19 protein-coding genes are annotated in these 20,062 nt (G+C 60.0%); 2 read left to right on the top strand and 17 right to left on the bottom strand.

From position 1 onward, the window contains the following. The first annotated feature begins 96 nt into the window (after nt 1-96). Entirely contained in the window at nt 97-909 is an 813-nt protein-coding gene (locus ACF8SD_RS20055; RefSeq protein WP_392485001.1) for an alpha/beta fold hydrolase, read from the top strand. Beyond that, nucleotides 902-2,071, top strand: coding sequence for an MFS transporter (locus ACF8SD_RS20050; RefSeq protein ID WP_173891621.1), 1,170 nt, complete (start codon nt 902-904; stop codon nt 2,069-2,071). The genes ACF8SD_RS20055 and ACF8SD_RS20050 overlap by 8 nt, the downstream gene beginning before the upstream one ends. 95 nt (nt 2,072-2,166) lie before the next feature. Here ACF8SD_RS20050 and glmS read toward each other — a convergent pair whose 3' ends face one another. From glmS to mnmE, 17 genes are all read right to left on the bottom strand, one after another. Continuing rightward, complete coding sequence (gene glmS / locus ACF8SD_RS20045; RefSeq protein WP_392485000.1) at nt 2,167-4,002, bottom strand: glutamine--fructose-6-phosphate transaminase (isomerizing); 1,836 nt, start codon at nt 4,000-4,002, stop codon at nt 2,167-2,169. Between the two features lie 3 nt (nt 4,003-4,005). Then, nucleotides 4,006-4,785 (bottom strand): DeoR/GlpR family DNA-binding transcription regulator, encoded by a 780-nt coding sequence (locus tag ACF8SD_RS20040; RefSeq protein ID WP_392485059.1) that lies wholly within the window; start codon nt 4,783-4,785, stop codon nt 4,006-4,008. A gap of 286 nt (nt 4,786-5,071) precedes the next feature. Beyond that, nucleotides 5,072-6,439, bottom strand: a complete 1,368-nt coding sequence (glmU, locus tag ACF8SD_RS20035; protein ID WP_173891626.1) for a bifunctional UDP-N-acetylglucosamine diphosphorylase/glucosamine-1-phosphate N-acetyltransferase GlmU — start codon at nt 6,437-6,439, stop codon at nt 5,072-5,074. Between the two features lie 121 nt (nt 6,440-6,560). Continuing rightward, complete coding sequence (locus ACF8SD_RS20030) at nt 6,561-6,980, bottom strand: F0F1 ATP synthase subunit epsilon (RefSeq protein ID WP_029886844.1); 420 nt, start codon at nt 6,978-6,980, stop codon at nt 6,561-6,563. Nucleotides 6,981-7,024: 44 nt separating this feature from the next. Continuing rightward, the gene (gene atpD, locus ACF8SD_RS20025; RefSeq protein WP_009684662.1) at nt 7,025-8,401 is read right to left on the bottom strand and encodes a F0F1 ATP synthase subunit beta; all 1,377 of its coding nucleotides are present in this window, start codon (nt 8,399-8,401) and stop codon (nt 7,025-7,027) included. A gap of 27 nt (nt 8,402-8,428) precedes the next feature. Beyond that, nucleotides 8,429-9,289 carry a F0F1 ATP synthase subunit gamma gene (gene atpG / locus ACF8SD_RS20020; protein ID WP_009684663.1) on the bottom strand — a complete coding sequence of 287 codons (861 nt, stop codon included), beginning with the start codon at nt 9,287-9,289 and terminating at the stop codon, nt 8,429-8,431. Between the two features lie 48 nt (nt 9,290-9,337). Then, nucleotides 9,338-10,882 (bottom strand): F0F1 ATP synthase subunit alpha, encoded by a 1,545-nt coding sequence (atpA, locus tag ACF8SD_RS20015; RefSeq protein ID WP_009684664.1) that lies wholly within the window; start codon nt 10,880-10,882, stop codon nt 9,338-9,340. Between the two features lie 21 nt (nt 10,883-10,903). Beyond that, complete coding sequence (locus tag ACF8SD_RS20010; RefSeq protein ID WP_003253191.1) at nt 10,904-11,440, bottom strand: F0F1 ATP synthase subunit delta; 537 nt, start codon at nt 11,438-11,440, stop codon at nt 10,904-10,906. A gap of 12 nt (nt 11,441-11,452) precedes the next feature. Further along, nucleotides 11,453-11,923, bottom strand: coding sequence for a F0F1 ATP synthase subunit B (locus tag ACF8SD_RS20005; RefSeq protein WP_003253189.1), 471 nt, complete (start codon nt 11,921-11,923; stop codon nt 11,453-11,455). Between the two features lie 58 nt (nt 11,924-11,981). Further along, the gene (gene atpE, locus ACF8SD_RS20000) at nt 11,982-12,239 is read right to left on the bottom strand and encodes a F0F1 ATP synthase subunit C (RefSeq protein ID WP_003097235.1); all 258 of its coding nucleotides are present in this window, start codon (nt 12,237-12,239) and stop codon (nt 11,982-11,984) included. A 144-nt stretch (nt 12,240-12,383) separates the two neighbouring features. After that, nucleotides 12,384-13,253, bottom strand: a complete 870-nt coding sequence (atpB, locus tag ACF8SD_RS19995) for a F0F1 ATP synthase subunit A (protein ID WP_003260030.1) — start codon at nt 13,251-13,253, stop codon at nt 12,384-12,386. Nucleotides 13,254-13,269: 16 nt separating this feature from the next. Further along, nucleotides 13,270-13,677: a F0F1 ATP synthase subunit I gene (locus ACF8SD_RS19990; protein WP_009684665.1), complete on the bottom strand. Its 408-nt coding sequence runs from the start codon at nt 13,675-13,677 to the stop codon at nt 13,270-13,272. 149 nt (nt 13,678-13,826) lie between these two features. Next, on the bottom strand, nt 13,827-14,699 hold the full coding sequence (locus tag ACF8SD_RS19985; protein WP_115295205.1) for a ParB/RepB/Spo0J family partition protein: 873 nt from the start codon (nt 14,697-14,699) through the stop codon (nt 13,827-13,829). A gap of 9 nt (nt 14,700-14,708) precedes the next feature. After that, a complete protein-coding gene (locus ACF8SD_RS19980) occupies nt 14,709-15,500 on the bottom strand; it encodes a ParA family protein (RefSeq protein ID WP_009684667.1) in 792 nt (263 codons plus the stop codon). Between the two features lie 18 nt (nt 15,501-15,518). Further along, nucleotides 15,519-16,169, bottom strand: a complete 651-nt coding sequence (gene rsmG / locus ACF8SD_RS19975; RefSeq protein ID WP_182367577.1) for a 16S rRNA (guanine(527)-N(7))-methyltransferase RsmG — start codon at nt 16,167-16,169, stop codon at nt 15,519-15,521. Beyond that, nucleotides 16,166-18,058, bottom strand: coding sequence for a tRNA uridine-5-carboxymethylaminomethyl(34) synthesis enzyme MnmG (gene mnmG, locus ACF8SD_RS19970; protein WP_009684669.1), 1,893 nt, complete (start codon nt 18,056-18,058; stop codon nt 16,166-16,168). Before mnmG ends, rsmG begins: the two co-directional genes overlap by 4 nt. A gap of 598 nt (nt 18,059-18,656) precedes the next feature. Beyond that, nucleotides 18,657-20,027, bottom strand: coding sequence for a tRNA uridine-5-carboxymethylaminomethyl(34) synthesis GTPase MnmE (mnmE, locus tag ACF8SD_RS19965; RefSeq protein ID WP_173891629.1), 1,371 nt, complete (start codon nt 20,025-20,027; stop codon nt 18,657-18,659). Nucleotides 20,028-20,062: the final 35 nt, after the last annotated feature.

The following is a 20,062-nucleotide window of genomic DNA, read 5'->3' as shown; positions in this document are numbered from 1 at the left end:
GTTAACCCGCACACAAACCTGAACCCTAGCGCCTTTAAAGTATCTTAACGTTAAGCTATCTTGGCGAGCATGCGACTGAAGGATCAGGAGAGACACATGGCATTTTTCATACAGGGACCGCACCGCCACTATTACTACGATGCCGGTGCCGGCAGCCCGGTGCTGTTGCTGCATGGCCTGGGCAACAGCGGGCGCGCCTGGATGCCCCAGGTCAGCGCGCTGTTGGGCATGGGTCACCGCGTCATCGTACCTGACCTGCTGGGCCATGGCGCCTCCAGCCAAGCGCCGGAAGGTATCACAGCCCACGCCCAGGCACTTCAAATGCTTGCACTGCTCGATCACCTGGGGTTGGAATCCACGCATGTCATCGGTCTGTCGCTCGGCGGCATGGTGGCGCTGGAAATGGCCTGTCATGCACCGCATGCCGTGCAGAAGCTGATCGTTGCCGGCACCTTCGCCCACATGAACGATCGTCACCGCCAAGCCACGCTCAGCGACTGGGCCGACGGCCTGCGGCAAGCCGATGGCTGTCTGAAGCGCTTCAAGTCGACCTGGCCGGCATTGGTCGGAGCCGAGTATGCCGCATCCACTCGAGGTCAACGGCTGTATCAGGCCTGGCATGCCCAGGCCGCGCAGCTGGCAACCGCCAACCAGGTGCACTGGTGCCAGGGCATGCAGCAGTACGACCTTAGGGAACAGCTGCCGGCGATCCAGGCCGCGACCCTGGTGCTGGCGGCCACCGGCGACCAGCTCAGCCCGCGTGCGGAAGCCGAGCTTCTGAGCGAGCGCATCGGCCATGCCCAGCTACTGACCTTGGCAGGCGACGGCCACGTCTTCAACATTCCGCTCGCCCCAGCGTTCAATCAGGCAATGGGCAGTTTTCTGCAGGAGCACCCTGAACATGCGTAACGTACCGAGTAAAGCCTGCGTCGGCCTGTTGGCCGTATTGATTGGCCTTAATCTGCGCCCGATCATGGCGGCCGTCGGCCCGCTACTCGGCACCTTGCAGCAGGACCTTGGCCTGAGCAATGCGCAGGCCGGGCTGCTGACTACTTTGCCGGTGATGATGATGGGCTTGTTCGCCCTCTGCGGCCCCTTGTTGTTACGCCTGATTGGCGAGATCAAAGGGGTAGCGTTGGGCATCACCTTTATCGCCATCAGTTGCGCGGCGCGCGCCTATGTCACTTCAGGCGCAGCGTTGATCGCCACGGCCATGCTCGGCGGCGTAGGCATCGCGGTGATCCAGGCACTGATGCCTGCGTTTCTCAAACGCAGCCACCCACAAAACGCCGGCATGCTCATGGGGTTGTTCACCACCGGCATCATGGCCGGTGCGGCGCTGGCGGCTGCTTTCGCGGCGCCCGGCGCAGCAACCTTCGGCTGGCAGCTTACGCTCGGCTGGGCGGCCTTGCCTGCGCTGGTCGGCTTGATCGCCTGGGTGCTGGCAGCCGGTAGCGACCCGGCGCGTACCACCGATGCGAGGTTGCCGTACGACAGCGCGCGGGCTTGGTTGCTGCTGGCGTTCTTTGGCATCGGCACCGGTGCCTACACCTTGGTGCTGGCGTGGTTGCCACCGTTCTATGTAGAGCTTGGCTGGAGCGCTGCAGAGGCCGGTTACTTGTTGGGAGCCCTGACCCTCACCGAGGTCGCCGCCGGGCTGTTGGTGTCGGCACTGATCCATCGCTATCCTGACCGTCGCCAGCCACTGACGGTGGTCATTCTGCTGTTGCTGGCCGGTCTGATCTGCTTGCTGAGCGCACCCCTGCACCTGGCGATCTTCGCCACCCTTTGCCTGGGCCTTGGCATCGGCGCGTTGTTCCCGCTGTCGCTCATCGTCACGCTCGACCACGCTGACTCCCCGGCCCAAGCCGGTGCGCTGCTGGCCTTCGTACAAGGCGGCGGCTATCTGATCGCGGCCAGCTTGCCGCTGATCGCCGGTATCGTGCGCGATCAGCTCAGCTCGTTGCACTGGGCCTGGGGCATCATGGTCATCGGCACCCTGTGCCTGCTGGGCCTGGCCACACGGTTGCGCCCACCGGCAGAGCCAGCGGCGCAAGCGAGCGGTGCCTAGATCATCAGGGGGCGGTGATCAGGCATGACAGCTTTTAATGTCGCGGTACCACTTTTACTGCCGGAAACCAGCAGCCCAAGCCCCGCGCCCATCCGTTACTCAACCGTAACCGACTTGGCCAGGTTACGCGGCTGATCCACATCGGTGCCTTTCAGCACAGCCACGTAGTAAGACAGCAACTGCAGCGGAATGGTGTACAGGATCGGCGCCAGGGCATCGGCGATGTGCGGCACCTGGATCACGTGGGTGCCCTCGCCATTGGTCATGCCCGCATGTTCGTCAGCGAACACCACCAATTCACCACCTCGGGCCCGTACTTCCTGCAGGTTGGACTTCAGTTTCTCCAGCAGTTCGTTGTTCGGCGCAACGGTCACCACCGGCATATCGTTGTCCACCAATGCCAACGGGCCATGCTTCAGTTCGCCAGCCGGGTAGGCTTCTGCGTGAATGTAGGAGATTTCCTTGAGTTTGAGTGCGCCCTCCATCGCCACCGGGTACTGGGCGCCGCGGCCGAGGAACAGGGTGTGGTGCTTGTCGGCGAACAGCTCGGCGATTTTCTCGACGGTGGCGTCCATGGCCAAGGCTTCGCCAAGGCGCGTGGGCAGGCGGCGCAGCTCTTCGACCAGGTCCGCTTCGACACCGGCCGGCAAGGTGCCGCGGACTTGGCCGAGCGCCAGCGTCAGCAGCATCAGCGACACCAGCTGGGTGGTGAAGGCCTTGGTCGAGGCCACACCGATTTCCGGGCCAGCGAGGGTCAGCAGGGTCACGTCCGACTCACGGACCAGCGAGCTGATACCCACGTTGCAGATCGCCAGGCTGCCGAGGAAGCCCAGCTCCTTGGCGTTGCGCAGGGCAGCGAGGGTGTCAGCGGTTTCGCCAGATTGCGAAATGGACACAAACAGGGTGTCTGGCTGCACCACCACCTTGCGGTAGCGGAATTCACTGGCCACTTCCACCTGGCAGGGGATGCCGGCCAGGCCTTCGAGCCAGTAACGGGCGACCATGCCTGCGTGGTAGCTGGTACCGCAGGCAACGATCTGCACATTGCGCACTTTGGCAAACAATTCTGCAGCCTGGGGGCCGAACGCCTGGACCAGAACGTGATCTTTACCCAAGCGCCCTTCCAGCGTGCGCTGAACCACGGTTGGCTGCTCGTGGATTTCCTTGAGCATGAAGTGGCGGTAGTTACCCTTGTCGGCGGCCTCGGCGCCTTCATGGTACTGCACGGTTTCGCGCTGGACTTCGTGCCCGGCCTGGTCCCAGATGGTGACCTGATCGCGACGGATCTCGGCGATATCGCCCTCTTCCAGGTACATGAAGCGGTCGGTCACCTGGCGCAGGGCCAGTTGGTCGGATGCCAGGAAGTTCTCGCCCAGGCCCAGGCCGATCACCAGTGGGCTGCCGCTGCGTGCGGCGAGCAGGCGATCAGGCTGGTGGATGCTGACCAGCGCCAGGCCGTAGGCACCGTGCAGGCGTTTCACGGCCGCCTTCAGCGCATCTGCCAGGTTTGGCACGCTTTTTAGGGTATGGTGAATCAGGTGCACGATGACTTCGGTATCGGTCTGCGAGGCGAAGACATAGCCCAGGCCCTTCAGTTCTTCGCGCAGCTCTTCGTGGTTCTCGATGATGCCGTTGTGCACTACCGCTACTTCATTAGCAGAGAAGTGCGGGTGGGCATTGCCCTCGGTCGGTGCACCATGCGTCGCCCAGCGGGTGTGGGCGATACCCAGCCGGCCACTCAGCGGCTCGGCAGCAACGGCCGCTTCCAGCTCGCTGACCTTGCCGATACGGCGGCGACGCTGCAGCTGGCCTTCCTGGGTGAGCACGGCCAGGCCGGCGCTGTCGTAGCCACGGTACTCAAGCCGCTTGAGGCCTTCGATCAGGATGGCGGTGATATTACGTTCGGCGACGGCACCAACGATTCCACACATGAATTATTGCTCCTGGCTGATCGCGGCACAGATCAGGTTGATGCCGCGGGCTTGAATGTGTTCGCGTGCCGCTGGGGGCAGGCGTTCATCTGTAATAAGGGTATGCACGCTGCCCCAGGGCAGCTCGAGGTTGGGGATCTTGCGCCCCACCTTGTCCGACTCGACCATTACGATCACTTCGCGGGCGACCTCAGCCATTACTCGGCTCAGGCCAAGCAACTCGTTGAAGGTGGTGGTGCCCCGCGCGAGGTCGATGCCATCGGCACCGATGAACAACTGGTCGAAATCGTAAGACCGCAGGACCTGCTCGGCGACCTGCCCTTGGAACGATTCGGAGTGCGGGTCCCAGGTACCACCGGTCATCAGCAGTACCGGTTCGTGCTCGACCTCGCTTATGGCGCGAGCCACATTCAGCGAATTGGTCATCACCACCAGGCCGGGCTGGCGGCCCAGTTCCGGAATCATAGCGGCGGTCGTGCTACCGCTATCGATAATGATCCGAGCATGCTCGCGTATACGACCCACCGCTGCACGGGCGATAGCCTTCTTGTAGGCAGAGACCGGTTGCGCGGGTTCGCTGAGCATTTCCTGCGGTACCGGTACTGCCCCGCCATAACGGCGCAGCAGCAGGCCGTTCGCCTCCAGCGCGGCAAGGTCCTTACGAATGGTCACTTCCGAGGTTTCGAAACGCTTGGCCAATGCATCCACACTCACTTCGCCCAGCTCGCTGAGCATGGCCAGGATGTTGTGGCGGCGTTGAGGAGTGTTACGTTTCGACATGATCGGTTAAATTTCGTTTCGAAAGATAATGATTGCAATCAAAACCTAAGATGAGCGATTCGTCAAGCTGTGCGTAACTTTACTGGCGGCAATTTTTCCTGGGGGAGCGGCGGTGCGGCAGTCCGACTTGCCCGCAATGCCGGCACCGCGATGTCTGGCACCGGCTTTGCCGGTGTTCGCGGGCTTGCCCGCTCCCACACGGGCCGCGACCACACACCGGATTGCATAGCGCACAAAAAAAGCCGACTTACTCACATAGGTCGGCTCGAGGGACGCAGCTGTGGATAAATCAGCTCTTCTTGATCTTCTCCGGCCGCTTCCAGCCTGGGATGTTGCGCTGTCGCGCCCGTGCCACTGCCAGGTCGCCCGCTTCCACAGCCTGAGTGATGGTCGAGCCGGCAGCCGTCGTTGCACCGGCTTTTATTTCCACAGGCGCCACCAGCGAATTGTTCGAACCGATGAATACGTCCTCACCCATCACTGTCTTGAACTTGTTGGCACCGTCGTAGTTGCAGGTGATGGTGCCAGCGCCGATGTTGGTACGGGCGCCGATTTCGGCGTCCCCCAGGTAGGTCAGGTGGCCAGCCTTGGCACCCTCTCCCAGGTGAGCGTTTTTCAGTTCTACAAAGTTACCCACATGGGCTTTGGCATCCAGCACGCTGCCAGGGCGCAGCCGGGCAAACGGGCCGGCATCGCTGCCCTCGCCCATCACCGCACCTTCAAGGTGACTGTTGGCCTTGACCACAGCCCCTTTGCGCAGGGTCGTGTTCTTGATTACACAGTTGGGACCGATCTGCACATCGTCCTCGATGACCACTTTGCCCTCGAGTACAACGTTGATGTCGATCAGCACGTCACGACCGACGGTAACCTCACCGCGCACATCAAAGCGCGCCGGGTCACGCAGGGTTACACCCTGGGCCATCAGACGACGCCCTTCACGCAACTGGTAGTGGCGCTCCAGCTCGGAAAGCTGGCGACGGTCGTTGGCCCCCTGCACTTCCATTGGATCGTGTGGCTGCTCGGTAGCCACCACCAAACCATCGGCCACCGCCATGGCGATGACGTCGGTCAGGTAATACTCACCCTGGGCGTTATTGTTCGACAGACGACCCATCCAGTCAGCCAGGCGCGCCGCTGGCAGCGCCAGAATGCCGGTGTTGCCTTCGTTGATCGTTTTCTGCGCTTCGCTGGCATCCTTGTGCTCAACGATGGCGGTGACATTGCCTTGCTGATCGCGAACAATGCGGCCATAGCCGGTCGGGTCGTCGAGGGTGACCGTGAGCAGGCCCAGTTGCTGGTCATTAGCTTTGGCCAGCAGGCGCTGCAAGGTCTCCACTTCGATCAGCGGCACGTCGCCGTACAGTACCAGCACAGTATCGGCAGTCAGCGCTGGCAGTGCCTGTGCAACGGCGTGGCCGGTACCCAGCTGTTTATTCTGCATGACGAAATTCAGGTCATCGGCGGCCAGGCGCTCGCGGACCAGTTCGGCACCATGGCCAATGACCACATGAATACCTTGCGGCTGCAGCTGGCGCGCGCTGTGGATAACATGGCCGAGCATGGAGTTGCCGGCGACCGGGTGCAGCACCTTGGGGAGCGCCGAACGCATGCGCGTGCCTTGGCCTGCGGCGAGAATAACGATATCGAGGGACATTACTGGCTACCAATCCTGGGCGGTCAGCTGCGTGACCAGAATAGAAATTCGGAAAAAGAAAAAGGGTAGCCGAGGCTACCCTTTAACTCAATCGCAGTGGCAGTAAGCGGCCTGGGCCGGATTACTTGCCTCTGCGCATTTGCTGGACAGTACGCAGCTGAGCAGCCGCCTCGGCCAGACGTGCGGCTGCAGCGCCGTAGTCGAAGTCCGAGCCTTTAGTGTTCAGCGCGTTCTCGGCAGCCTTGAGGGCTTCCTGAGCCTGAGCTTCGTCCAGGTCGGCAGCACGTTGCACGGTGTCGGCAAGAACCTTCACCATGTTCGGCTGCACTTCGAGGAAGCCACCGGAGATGTAGAACACCTCTTGAGTGCCACCCTGCTTGGTCAGCGTGATCGGACCTGGCTTGAGATTGGTGATCAGCGGCGCGTGGCCTGGAGCGATACCCAGATCGCCCAGGTTGCCGTGCGCTACTACCATCTCGACCAGGCCGGAGAAGATTTCTCCTTCCGCGCTGACGATGTCGCAATGGACTGTCATAGCCATCTGCTTGCCTCAACCTGATTAGCGCCCCTTGCGGGGCGCCGGGATTACAGTTTCTTGGCTTTCTCGATCGCTTCGTCGATGCTGCCGACCATGTAGAACGCTTGTTCTGGCAGGTGGTCGTAGTCACCTTTGAGGATGCCGCTGAAGCCAGCGATGGTGTCTTTCAGGGAAACGTACTTGCCTGGCGAGCCGGTGAAGACCTCGGCCACGAAGAACGGCTGCGACAGGAAGCGCTGGATCTTACGAGCGCGGGCTACCAGTTGCTTGTCGCTTTCGGACAGTTCGTCCATACCCAGGATCGCGATGATGTCCTTCAGCTCTTTGTAGCGCTGCAGAACATACTGAACGCCACGAGCGGTCTCGTAGTGCTCGTTGCCGATCACGTTCGGGTCCAGCTGACGCGAAGTCGAGTCCAGTGGGTCGACCGCTGGGTAGATACCCAGGGAGGCGATGTCACGGGACAGAACGACGGTGGCGTCCAAGTGGGCGAAGGTGGTCGCTGGCGACGGGTCGGTCAAGTCGTCCGCAGGTACGTATACGGCCTGAACGGAGGTGATCGAACCTTCCTTGGTGGAGGTGATGCGCTCTTGCAGAACGCCCATCTCTTCAGCCAGGGTCGGCTGGTAACCTACTGCAGAAGGCATACGGCCCAGCAGTGCGGATACTTCGGTACCGGCCAAGGTGTAACGATAGATGTTGTCGACGAACAGCAGAACGTCGTTACCTTCGTCACGGAACTTCTCAGCCATGGTCAGGCCGGTCAGCGCTACGCGCAGACGGTTTCCTGGTGGCTCGTTCATCTGACCGTAGACCAGCGCTACCTTGTCGAGAACGTTGGAGTCCTTCATCTCGTGGTAGAAGTCGTTACCCTCACGAGTACGCTCACCCACACCAGCGAACACGGAGTAACCGCTGTGTTCCATGGCGATGTTACGGATCAGTTCCATCATGTTCACGGTCTTGCCGACGCCGGCACCACCGAACAGACCAACCTTACCACCCTTGGCAAACGGGCAAACCAGGTCGATAACCTTGATGCCGGTTTCCAGCAGGTCGTTGCCGCCTGCCTGGTCAGCGAACGAAGGCGCTGGCTGGTGGATACCGCGACGCTCTTCTTCGCCGATCGGGCCGGCTTCGTCGATCGGGTTGCCCAGTACGTCCATGATGCGGCCCAGGGTGGCCTTACCAACAGGAACGGAGATGGCAGCGCCGGTGTCGACGACATCCAGACCGCGCTTCAGGCCTTCGGTCGAGCCCATCGCAATGGTACGAACCACGCCGTCGCCCAGCTGCTGCTGAACTTCCAGGGTGGTTTCCGCGCCTTGTACTTTCAGCGCGTTGTAAACACTCGGCACGACGTCACGTGGGAATTCCACGTCGATGACGGCGCCGATGATTTGAACGATACGTCCGCTACTCATAGCTGGATCCTCTGATTTTTTGAACCGTTAAACCGCGGCAGCGCCGCCGACGATTTCCGAGATCTCCTGGGTGATCGCAGCCTGACGCGCCTTGTTGTAGATCAATTGCAGCTCTTTGATCAAATCACCGGCGTTGTCTGTGGCGTTTTTCATGGCGATCATCCGGGCTGCTTGTTCAGCAGCGTTGTTCTCGACCACCGCCTGGTAGACCTGCGACTCCACGTAACGCACCATCAAGCCGTCCAGCAGCTCTTTTGCGTCGGGTTCGTACAGGTAGTCCCAGTGGTGCTTGAGTTCCTGATCCGGGGTTGCCACCAACGGTACCAATTGCTCGACCGTCGGTTTTTGGGTCATGGTGTTGATGAACTTGTTCGAAACCACCGAGAGGCGATCGATACGGCCGTCCATGTAGGCGTCCAGCATCACTTTGACGGAGCCGATCAGATCATTGATCGACGGCTCTTCGCCCAGGTGGCTGATCGCGGCTACAACGTTGCCGCCAAAGATGCGGAAGAAAGTCGCACCCTTGCTGCCGATCACGCACAGGTCGATTTCCACGCCCTGTTCGCGGTTTTCGCTCATGTCCTTGACCAGGGCCTTGAACAGGTTGGTGTTCAAGCCACCGCACAAGCCACGGTCACTGCTCACCACGATATAACCGGCGCGCTTTACAGGGCGCTCGATCATGAACGGGTGGCGGTATTCCGGGTTGGCGTTGGCCAGATGACCGATCACCTGGCGGATACGCTCCGCGTAAGGACGGCTAGCAGCCATGCGCATTTGTGCCTTGCGCATCTTGCTGACCGCCACTTTCTCCATGGCGCTGGTAATTTTTTGCGTGCTTTTGATGCTCGCAATCTTACTGCGAATCTCTTTTGCGCCTGCCATGTATCACCTATCAGGTTAGCAAGCGGGGGCCGGAGCCCCCGCTGCGGCTTACCAGGTCTGGGTGGCCTTGAACTTCTCGATACCGGCTTTCAGGCCTGCGTCGATTTCGTCGTTGAAGTCACCCTTCACGTTGATCTTCGCCATCAGTTCGGCGTGATCACGGTTGAAGAAGGCGATCAGTGCTTGCTCGAAGCTACCGACCTTGGAGACTTCCACGTCAGTCAGGAAACCACGCTCAGCGGCATACAGCGACAGAGCCATGTCCGCGATGGACATCGGCGCGTACTGTTTCTGCTTCATCAGCTCGGTTACGCGCTGACCATGCTCCAGCTGCTTGCGGGTCGCTTCGTCCAGATCGGAAGCGAACTGGGCGAATGCAGCCAGTTCACGGTACTGAGCCAGAGCGGTACGAATACCACCGGACAGCTTCTTGATGATCTTGGTCTGAGCGGCACCACCTACGCGGGATACCGAAACACCGGCGTTCACTGCAGGGCGGATGCCCGAGTTGAACATGGCCGATTCCAGGAAGATCTGACCGTCGGTGATGGAAATCACGTTGGTCGGAACGAACGCGGAAACGTCGCCAGCCTGGGTTTCGATGATCGGCAGGGCGGTCAGGGAACCGGTCTTGCCAGTGACTGCACCGTTAGTGAACTTCTCGACGTATTCTTCCGAAACGCGCGATGCACGCTCCAGCAGACGGGAGTGGAGATAGAACACGTCGCCTGGGTACGCTTCACGTCCTGGTGGACGGCGCAGCAGCAGGGAGATCTGACGGTAGGCAACGGCCTGCTTGGACAGGTCATCGTAAACGATCAGTGCGTCTTCACCGCGGTCACGGAAGAACTCGCCCATGGTGCAGCCGGCGTATGGCGCCAGGAACTGCAGTGCGGCGGATTCCGAAGCACTGGCAACAACCACGATGGTGTTGGCCAGGGCGCCGGTTTCTTCCAGCTTGCGAACGATGTTGGCAACGGTGGAGCGCTTCTGGCCGACAGCAACATAAACACAGAAAATACCGGAGTCTTTCTGGTTGATGATGGCGTCGATGGCCATGGCGGTCTTACCGATCTGACGGTCGCCAATGATCAGCTCGCGCTGGCCACGGCCGACAGGGATCATGGCGTCGACGGACTTGTAGCCAGTCTGTACAGGCTGGTCTACCGACTTACGCCAGATCACGCCTGGAGCCACTTTCTCGACCGCGTCGGTCTGGGTGTTGCCCAGCGGACCTTTGCCATCGATCGGGTTACCCAGTGCGTCAACGACGCGACCCAGCAGTTCCTTACCAACAGGAACTTCCAGGATGCGGCCGGTGCACTTGGCGCTCATGCCTTCGGCGAGGGTGTCATAGGCACCCAGGATCACTGCACCTACGGAGTCTTGCTCCAGGTTCAGGGCCATACCGTAGACGCTGCCAGGGAACTCGATCATTTCGCCGTACATGACGTCGGCCAGACCGTGGATCCGCACGATACCGTCGGATACCGAAACAACGGTACCTTCGTTACGGGCTTGGGAGCTCACATCGAGGTTGTCGATGCGGCCCTTGATGATTTCACTAATTTCGGAAGGATTGAGTTGCTGCATTGCTCTGCTGCCCCTTCAAACTCAAGATTTCAATGCTTCGGCCAGTTTCGCGATTTTGCCGCGAACAGAGCCATCGATTACCAGGTCACCTGCGCGGATGACGACGCCGCCAATCAGGCTGGCATCCTCCGACGCGTGCAGGCGCACTTCCTGGCCTAACCGTGCACTGAGAACCTTGGCGAGTTTGTCTTGCTGTTCTTGGTTCAACGCGAAGGCACTGGTGACTTCCACGTCCACGGATTTCTCTTGCTCGGCCTTGTACAGGTCGAACAGGGCGGCAATCTCCGGCAGAAGCAGGAGACGGTCGTTTTCCGCGGCAACATGAATGAAATTCTGTGCCTGTGCATTGAACTTGTCACCGCACACGTCAATGAACGTGGCGGCCTTTTCTGCGCTCGTCAGTCGCGGGGCCTTGAGCAGGCGCTGCATGGTGTCGTCTTGCGACACCGCAGCAGCCAGGCCGAGCATGGCTGACCAATTGGCCAGTTGCTGATGGGCCTGGGCGTGCTCAAAGGCAGCCTTAGCGTAAGGTCGGGCCAACGTGGTCAGTTCTGCCATGATCGCCCTCGCTTAAATTTCAGCGGCCAGTTTGTTAACCAGCTCCGCATGCGCGTTTTGATCGATTGTGGCGCCAAGGATCTTTTCAGCACCGCCAACGGCCAGGGCACCCACTTGGGCACGCAGGGCGTCTTTAGCACTGTTCAGTTCCTGTTCGATCTCGGCCAGAGCCTGAGCCTTCACACGGTCAGCTTCGACGCGGGCCTGTTCACGGGCTTCCTCGACAAGCTGAGCAGCGCGTTTCTTGCTTTGCTCAATGATTTCGGCTGCCTGTGCCTTAGCTTCACGCAGTTGCTGACCCGCTTTTTCTTGGGCCAGCTCCAGGTCGCGAGCTGCGCGGTTGGCAGCGTCCAAGCCGTCGGCAATCTTCTTTTGGCGCTCTTGCAGAGCAGTGATGACCGGAGGCCATACGTACTTCATGCAGAAGAGTACAAAAATCAAGAAGGCAACGGATTGGCCAATCAGGGTTGCATTAATATTCACGCCAACACCTCGCTCGGTCTTTGGTTCATCACAGCTATCAACTCGTGGTTACGAGTGATTAGCCGGCGATTTGACCAACGAACGGATTCGCGAAGGTGAAGAACAGAGCGATACCAACACCGATCATGGTTACGGCGTCGAGCAGACCGGCAACGATGAACATTTTAACCTGCAGCATTGGAACCATTTCTGGCTGGCGAGCAGCGCCTTCCAGGAATTTGCCGCCCAGCAGGCCGAAACCAATGGCGGTACCCAGAGCACCCAGGCCGATCAGCAGAGCAACAGCGATAGCGGTCAGACCAACTACAGTTTCCATCTTTCCTCCCGACTTTTACGTCGTATTGGTTAGGTTTTTAAGTTGAAGCGGTAAAACAAATCGTTTGGTACAGCATGCCCTTGCGGACTTTTTAAGCCCTCCCCCCAAACGAGCGGGGAAGGCTATCAGACACGCCAGGCGGTCTTAATGGTTATCTTCGTGCGCCATCGACAGGTAGACGATGGTGAGCATCATGAAGATGAAAGCTTGCAGGGTGATGATCAGGATGTGGAACACCGCCCACGCCCATTGCAGCACGACACCCAGGCCGCTCAGCCACAGCAGGCCGGAACCGAACATGACCGCGATCAGGATGAACACCAATTCGCCGGCATACATGTTGCCGAACAGACGCAGTGCCAGCGAGATCGGCTTGGCGATCAGGGTGACGAATTCGAGCAGGAAGTTGACCGGAATCAGCAGGATCTGCACGAAGATGTTCTTGCTACCGAACGGGTGCAGGGTCAGCTCACCGATGAAGCCGCCCAGGCCCTTGACCTTGATGCTGTAGAAGATGATCAGCGCGAATACGCAGAACGCCATGGCCAGGGTCGCGTTCGGGTCGGTGGTCGACACGGCGCGGAACGGAATGTGCGGATCACCGGAGATCAGGATCGCCAGCTGAGGAATCCAGTCGACCGGTACCAGGTCGACGGCGTTCATCAGGAATACCCAGACGAAGATGGTCAGCGCCAGCGGTGCGATGACCGGGCTACGGCCGTGGAAGGAGTCCTTCACGCTGCCGTTGACGAAGTCGACCATCACTTCCACGAAGTTCTGCAGGCCGCCAGGCTGGCCGGAGGTGGCCTTCTTGGCCGCCATGCGGAAGATGAACAGGAAGATCAGACCCAGCGCGACGGACCAACCCAGGGTGTCCAGGTGGAACGCCCAGAAGCCCATTGCCTTGGCTTCTGCAGCCGAATGGGCAAAGCCCCAGCTGCCGTCTGGTAGTTGACCGTAGGTCAGGTTCTGCAAGTGGTGCTGGATATAGCCCGAAGCGGTTTCTGCTGCCATGGTTGCCTCAAACGCCCTAAGGTCTCGAAAGTCTTTTATTCATCAGCAGGGGCGCGAACCAGCTGACCAAAAGGGTCAACACGAAGACGCCGAATACTGCTAGCGGCGCCAGTGGCTTCACTCCTGCGAAGGTCAGTGCAAAAAGCACTGCCGTCAAAATCATCTTGCCTGCCTCGCCAGCGTAGAATGACTTGACGATGGCTTGTGCCGCCCGAGCTCCGCTAAAGCGAAAAGCCTTCCAGGCGAAATACACGTTGGGCAGCCAGGCAATCAAACCTCCGCAAAGGCCTGAATATCCACTGACCGCCCCTTTCCACTGCCACAACACCAGGGTCGCCAGCAGGAATACGACAAATTGAGCCAGCAGTACCGGAAAAACCGCCCAGCGATGGAAAGGCAGGCGGTTTGGCGTGCGGATTTCCATCACAACTGCTCCTCGGAAGTCGACCAACAAGTCAGTGATGACTTGGCATAATTTGTGCCGACAAAATGCGCGCAGAGTATAGGGGTGGTTTAACCCCTATTCAACTCTTCGGTAGTGATTTCCGACTGCCCGCTACAACAGCAATTGTTTCAGCGGATGTGTGCAAGCACACCTTGCAACTCGTCAAGCGAGTTGTAGCGAATAACCAATTGGCCTTTGCCCTTGTTGCCGTGGCGAATCTGCACAGCCGAGCCCAGGCGCTCTGCGAGCCGCTGTTCAAGGCGCGCGATATCCGGATCAGGTTTGCCCGGTTCGACCGGTTCAGGCTTGTCGCTGAGCCACTGGCGAACCAGTGCTTCAGTTTGGCGCACGGTGAGACCACGTGCGACAACATGACGCGCCCCCTCTTCCTGGCGATTCTCATCCAACCCGAGCAATGCGCGGGCGTGACCCATTTCCAGGTCGCCGTGGGCCAGCATGGTCTTGATCGCCTCAGGCAAGGTAATCAGGCGCAGCAGGTTGGCCACGGTGACCCGCGACTTGCCGACCGCATCGGCCACCTGTTGCTGAGTCAGTTCGAACTCCTGCTGCAGCCGCTGCAGGGCCAGCGCCTCTTCCAGCGGGTTGAGGTCTTCACGCTGGATGTTCTCGATCAGCGCCATGGCAATGGCGGCCTCGTCGGCCACTTCGCGGACCATGGCCGGGATGGTGTCCAGGCCGGCCTGTTGGGTGGCACGCCAACGGCGCTCACCGGCAATGATCTCGTAGCGGTTATCGCCGATCGGGCGCACCACGATCGGTTGCATCACCCCATGGTTGCGAATCGAGTGGGCAAGTTCTTCCAGCGCCTGTGGGTCCATGTCCCGGCGTGGCTGATATTTGCCACGCTGGATCAGTTCGACCGGCAGATGCTGCAGCTCCTTTTGGTCGATCTTCACAGCCTGCTCTTCGAGCGCGCTCACGGTAGGACCACTGAGCAGTGCATCCAACCCACGTCCGAGACCCCGTTTCTTGACGGCCATACGGATTCCTTAAGTTGTCTGTGCAGTGCGCGACTGACGGCGTTGCCGGCGAACCAGTTCCCCAGCCAGCGCCAGATAAGCCAGGGCGCCACGCGATTGCTTGTCGTAGGCCAGGGCCGGCATGCCGAAGCTGGGGGCCTCGGCCAGGCGAATATTGCGCGGAATGACCGTGTCGTAAAGCTGGGGCCCGAAGTGCTCCTTGAGCTGGGCCGACACATCGTTGTTCAGGCTCAGGCGGGGATCGTACATGGTCCGCAGCAAGCCCTCGATCTTCAGCTCCGGGTTCAGCCGGGCAGCGATGCGCTTGATGTTATCCACAAGGTCACTGAGGCCCTCCAGTGCGTAGTACTCGCACTGCATGGGGATGATCACCCCATCGGCTGCGACCAGGGCGTTGAGCGTCAGCATCGACAGAGACGGCGGGCAATCGATCAGGATGTAGTCGTAGTTGTCACGGATGGGCGCCAGCGCGTTGCGCAGGCGGCTTTCCTTGACCTGCATTTCCAGCAGCACCACTTCGGCGGCGGTCAGGTCGCGGTTGGCCGGCAGCAACTGAAAACCACCGTGCTCGGAGTAATGCATGGCCTGGGCCAGGTCGCACTCCCCGATCAGCAGGTCGTAGACCGAGTGCTCGAGTTCGTGTTTGTCCACACCGCTGCCCATGGTGGCGTTGCCCTGCGGATCGAGGTCGATCAGCAGCACACGACGCTTGGTTGCGGCCAGCGAGGCGGCGAGATTGATACAGGTGGTGGTCTTGCCTACACCACCTTTCTGGTTCGCGATTGCGAATACCTTAGCCATTGATGCGCGTGTTCCCAGTCATGCCTTGCGGCGCAGTATCAGCAGATGGCGCTGGCCCTGGCAACCTGGAACGGTCAGGGCCTGTTCGCTTTCCACTGTGAAGTCTGCGGGCAATGCTACCAGTTCATCGGCAGGATGCAGCCCCTTCATTGCAAGCCATTGCGTCCCGGTGTCGCCCAGGTGGCGGGTCCAGTTGGTGAAGTTCTCCATGCTGCTGAAGGCACGGGAGATGATCCCATCGAACGGTTGTGCAGGTTGAAACGCCTCGACCCGGCTGTGGATAACCGTGAGGTTGTCCAGCTTGAGTTCCATTTTCACCTGGGTCAGGAAGCGGGTTTTCTTGCCATTGGCATCCAGCACGGTCACCCGCTTGTGCGGGTGCAGGATAGCCAAAGGAATACCAGGCATGCCACCACCACTGCCGACATCCAGCCAGTTGTCCCGCGCGCTGTGGATAAACGCCATGACGCTCAGGCTGTCGAGCAGATGCCGCGAAACCATCTCGTCCGGGTCGCGCACGGCGGTCAGGTTGTAGGCTTTGTTCCATTTGATCAACAAGGCCAGGTAGCCGAGCAGTTTTTCATGCTGCTCGGCACTCAGGTCTACACCAAGCTGCCGCGCACCTGTGGACAACTCTTCAGCATGTTGCGGGGTAACCAGGGCACTCAAGCGCTTTGCTCCAATTCGCGGCCAGCGCCGCGTTTTTTCAAGTGAATCAGCAACAGGGAAATCGCCGCCGGGGTCACGCCGGGAATGCGCGATGCCTGGCCCAGAGTTTCCGGGCGGGTCTGGCCCAGCTTGCCCTGGATCTCTTTCGACAGGCCGGAAATGGTCGTGTAGTCGATATCCACAGGCAACCGGGTGTCCTCGCTGGCACGCAGGCGAGCGATCTCATCCTGCTGGCGGTCGATGTAACCGGCGTACTTGGTGCGAATCTCGACCTGTTCGGCGACCTGTGGATCGATTGCCTCACCGCCGGTGGCTTCGATCAGCCCGGCGTAGTCGATTTCCGGGCGGGCCAGCAGGTTGAGCAGGCTGTACTCGTGGCTGAGCGGCGTGCCGAACTTATCCACAATGGCTTGGCCTTGTTCGGTATTGGGTCGTACCCAGGTCGACTTCAGGCGCTGCTCCTCGCGTTCGATGCCGTCGCGCTTGGCGCAGAAGGCCGCCCAGCGCTGGTCATCGATCAGGCCCAGTTCACGGCCCTTTTCGGTCAGACGCAGGTCGGCGTTGTCTTCGCGCAGAATCAGCCGGTACTCGGCACGCGAGGTAAACATACGGTACGGCTCCTGGGTGCCCAGGGTAATCAGGTCGTCGACCAGTACGCCGATGTACGCCTCGTCACGGCGAGGGCACCAGCTGTCACGGCCTTGTGCCCGCAACGCGGCGTTGGTGCCGGCCAGCAGGCCTTGGGCGCCGGCTTCTTCGTAACCGGTGGTGCCATTGATCTGGCCGGCGAAGAACAAGCCGCCGATGACTTTGGTCTCGAGGCTGTACTTGAGGTCACGCGGATCGAAGTAGTCGTACTCGATGGCATAGCCAGGGCGCACGATGTGGGCGTTTTCCATGCCACGGATCGAACGGACCAGTTCCAGTTGCACGTCGAACGGCAGCGACGTGGAAATACCGTTCGGGTACAGCTCATGGGTGGTCAAGCCCTCAGGCTCGATGAATACCTGGTGGCTTTCCTTGTCGGCGAACCGGTGGATCTTGTCTTCGATCGATGGGCAGTAGCGCGGGCCCACCCCTTCGATCACGCCCGAATACATGGGCGACCGGTCGAGGTTCGAGGCAATGATCTCGTGGGTACGCGCGTTGGTATGGGTAATCCAGCAACTGACCTGGCGTGGGTGCATTTCGGCATTGCCCATGAACGACATCACCGGTATGGGCGTATCGCCTGGTTGCTCGGTCATGACCGAAAAATCCACCGAACGACCGTCGATACGTGGTGGCGTACCCGTTTTCAACCGGCCTACGCGCAATGGCAGCTCGCGCATGCGGTGTGCCAGCGCGATCGAAGGCGGATCACCGGCGCGACCACCTGAATGGTTTTGCAACCCGATGTGGATCAGGCCGCCAAGGAAGGTACCGGTGGTCAGTACCACCGATTCGGCAAAGAAACGCAGGCCCATCTGGGTCACCACGCCTTTGACCTGATCCTGCTCGACGATCAGGTCATCGCAGGATTGCTGGAATATCCACAGGTTTGGCTGGTTCTCCAGGATTTCACGAACCACGGCCTTGTAGATGGCGCGGTCGGCCTGTGCACGGGTTGCCCGTACAGCTGGACCTTTGCGGTTGTTCAGAACGCGGAACTGGATGCCGCTCTTGTCGGTAGCCAACGCCATGGCGCCACCGAGGGCATCGATCTCTTTGACCAGATGGCTTTTGCCAATACCGCCGATGGCGGGGTTGCAGCTCATGTGACCGAGGGTTTCCACGTTATGGGTCAACAGCAGGGTTTTCACACCCATGCGTGCTGACGCAAGCGCAGCCTCGGTACCGGCATGGCCGCCGCCGATGACGATCACTTCAAAACGGGAAGGGAAATCCACCACGCACCTCGTGCCTGTTTTTGCGAATAGAGAAGGTAAGCCGACAAGTATAGGGACTTACCCCCCCTTAAAGAAACCGTCTGAGCAAATTTTGACCAGTCTGTGGATGAGTGGCACACAACAGAAATCAAAGAAGAGAAATTTATAAAAGCTTTGTTTTTATGTTTATTCTTATGCGCAGTCTTATCTGTGGATAAACCTTTGCAGACCATGAATTACGGTATGTACAGAGAAATTAAACCCTGTGGTTGGAGTGCCCTGAGGGGTATGGATAACGTGCTTTAGCCTGTGGATTAAATGCATGTTTACCCACAGGGGGTTTTGTCCTCAGAAAAAAAGCATGCTTATCAACGGAGCTGAAGGCGGGTTTTCCACAGGGCTCCTGAGCGCATTTCTACGCTTGTGTATAAAAATTGTGAGCCTGTACTGGCCTCATATCAGGTAAACCCGTTCCCACTGGAGGGCGGAACAAGCATGGAAAGCAGGATGCTTGTGGGTGCTGGCAGGCGGCGATGGGGCCCGCACGGCCCATGCGTGAATTCCAGGCAAAAAAAAGCCGCTCCCGAAGAAGCGGCTCTTGGCGGTGCCCGGCTGTGGATTATTTGCCGATACAGAAGCTGGAGAAGATCCGCCCCAGCAAATCATCCGAACTGAATGCCCCGGTGATCTCGCCCAGCGCATGCTGGGCCTGACGCAGGTCTTCCGCCAACAGCTCTCCCGCGCCCGCCAGAGTCAGTTGTGCGCGGCCGTGCTCCAAGTGCTCACTGGCCTGGCGCAACGCATCCAGGTGGCGCCTGCGGGCGCTGAAACCGCTCTCGGCAGTCTGTTCATAACCCATGCAGGCCTTCAGGTGGTCGCGTAGCAGCTGCAGGCCTGCATCATTGCCCTTGGCGCTAAGGGTGATCGTGACGTGGCCATCATCGCATTGTTCCAGCCCTACCCGCTCGCCACTCAGGTCTGCCTTGTTACGGATCAGCGTAACCTTCGCCGGGTCTGGCCGCTGGTCGAGAAACTCTGGCCACAGGGCAAACGGGTCGCTGGCTTCGGGCGCTGTGGAGTCAACCACCAGCAATACCCGGTCAGCCTCGCCAATGGCCTTCAGCGCCCGTTCCACACCAATCTTTTCCACATGGTCATCGGTGGCCCGCAAACCGGCGGTGTCCACCACATGTAGCGGCATGCCATCAATGTGGATATGTTCGCGCAAAATATCCCGTGTGGTGCCGGCGATATCGGTGACGATCGCCGCTTCGCGCCCGGCCAGCTGGTTCAGCAGGCTGGATTTACCGGCATTAGGCCTGCCGGCGATAACCACCGTCATGCCGTCGCGCAGCAACGCACCCTGCCCGGCCTCGCGCTGCACGGTGGATAACTCACAGCGTACGGTATCGAGCATCGAAAGCACGTGGCCGTCGGCGAGGAAGTCGATCTCTTCTTCAGGGAAGTCGATCGCTGCCTCGACGTAGATGCGCAATGCGATCAACGCCTCGGTCAAACCATGCACACGCTTGGAGAACTCGCCCTGTAGCGAGCGCAGGGCGTTGCGGGCCGCCTGGCTGGAGCTGGCCTCGATCAGGTCGGCAATGGCTTCGGCCTGCGCCAGGTCGAGCTTGTCGTTGAGGAACGCGCGCTCGCTGAACTCCCCTGGGCGGGCCAGCCGACAGCCAACTTGTACACAGCGCTGCAGCAGCATGTCCAGCACCACCGGGCCACCGTGGCCCTGCAGCTCAAGCACGTCCTCGCCGGTGAACGAATTGGGCCCGGGGAAGAACAATGCGATCCCTTCGTCCAGTACCAGCCCTTCCTCATCGCGGAAGGGGCCGTAATGGGCGTGGCGCGGGGTAAGCGTACGGCCGGTGATCAATTGCCCGGCCTTGGCGGCCAGGGGCCCGGACAACCTGACAATCCCCACCCCGCCGCGGCCCTGGGCGGTGGCGATGGCTGCGATGGTTTCACGCACAATGTTCATGCTCGAAAGCCTCTACGACAACAACGACAGATAGC

It is taken from the genome of Pseudomonas sp. CJQ_9 (assembly GCF_043106615.1).
Classification (GTDB): domain Bacteria; phylum Pseudomonadota; class Gammaproteobacteria; order Pseudomonadales; family Pseudomonadaceae; genus Aquipseudomonas; species Aquipseudomonas juntendi.
This window is presented reverse-complemented; position numbering and strand designations above follow the sequence as displayed.

Bases quoted from the DNA above. Each gene is read 5' to 3' on its own strand.
- ACF8SD_RS20055 (WP_392485001.1), top strand. From the start codon at position 97: ATGGCATTTTTCATACAGGGACCGCACCGCCACTATTACTACGATGCC.
- ACF8SD_RS20050 (WP_173891621.1), top strand. From the start codon at position 902: ATGCGTAACGTACCGAGTAAAGCCTGCGTCGGCCTGTTGGCCGTATTG.
- glmS (WP_392485000.1), bottom strand. From the start codon at position 4,002: ATGTGTGGAATCGTTGGTGCCGTCGCCGAACGTAATATCACCGCCATC.
- glmU (WP_173891626.1), bottom strand. From the start codon at position 6,439: ATGTCCCTCGATATCGTTATTCTCGCCGCAGGCCAAGGCACGCGCATG.
- ACF8SD_RS20030 (WP_029886844.1), bottom strand. From the start codon at position 6,980: ATGGCTATGACAGTCCATTGCGACATCGTCAGCGCGGAAGGAGAAATC.
- atpD (WP_009684662.1), bottom strand. From the start codon at position 8,401: ATGAGTAGCGGACGTATCGTTCAAATCATCGGCGCCGTCATCGACGTG.
- atpG (WP_009684663.1), bottom strand. From the start codon at position 9,289: ATGGCAGGCGCAAAAGAGATTCGCAGTAAGATTGCGAGCATCAAAAGC.
- atpA (WP_009684664.1), bottom strand. From the start codon at position 10,882: ATGCAGCAACTCAATCCTTCCGAAATTAGTGAAATCATCAAGGGCCGC.
- ACF8SD_RS20010 (WP_003253191.1), bottom strand. From the start codon at position 11,440: ATGGCAGAACTGACCACGTTGGCCCGACCTTACGCTAAGGCTGCCTTT.
- atpE (WP_003097235.1), bottom strand. From the start codon at position 12,239: ATGGAAACTGTAGTTGGTCTGACCGCTATCGCTGTTGCTCTGCTGATC.
- atpB (WP_003260030.1), bottom strand. From the start codon at position 13,253: ATGGCAGCAGAAACCGCTTCGGGCTATATCCAGCACCACTTGCAGAAC.
- ACF8SD_RS19990 (WP_009684665.1), bottom strand. From the start codon at position 13,677: ATGGAAATCCGCACGCCAAACCGCCTGCCTTTCCATCGCTGGGCGGTT.
- ACF8SD_RS19985 (WP_115295205.1), bottom strand. From the start codon at position 14,699: ATGGCCGTCAAGAAACGGGGTCTCGGACGTGGGTTGGATGCACTGCTC.
- ACF8SD_RS19980 (WP_009684667.1), bottom strand. From the start codon at position 15,500: ATGGCTAAGGTATTCGCAATCGCGAACCAGAAAGGTGGTGTAGGCAAG.
- mnmE (WP_173891629.1), bottom strand. From the start codon at position 20,027: ATGAACATTGTGCGTGAAACCATCGCAGCCATCGCCACCGCCCAGGGC.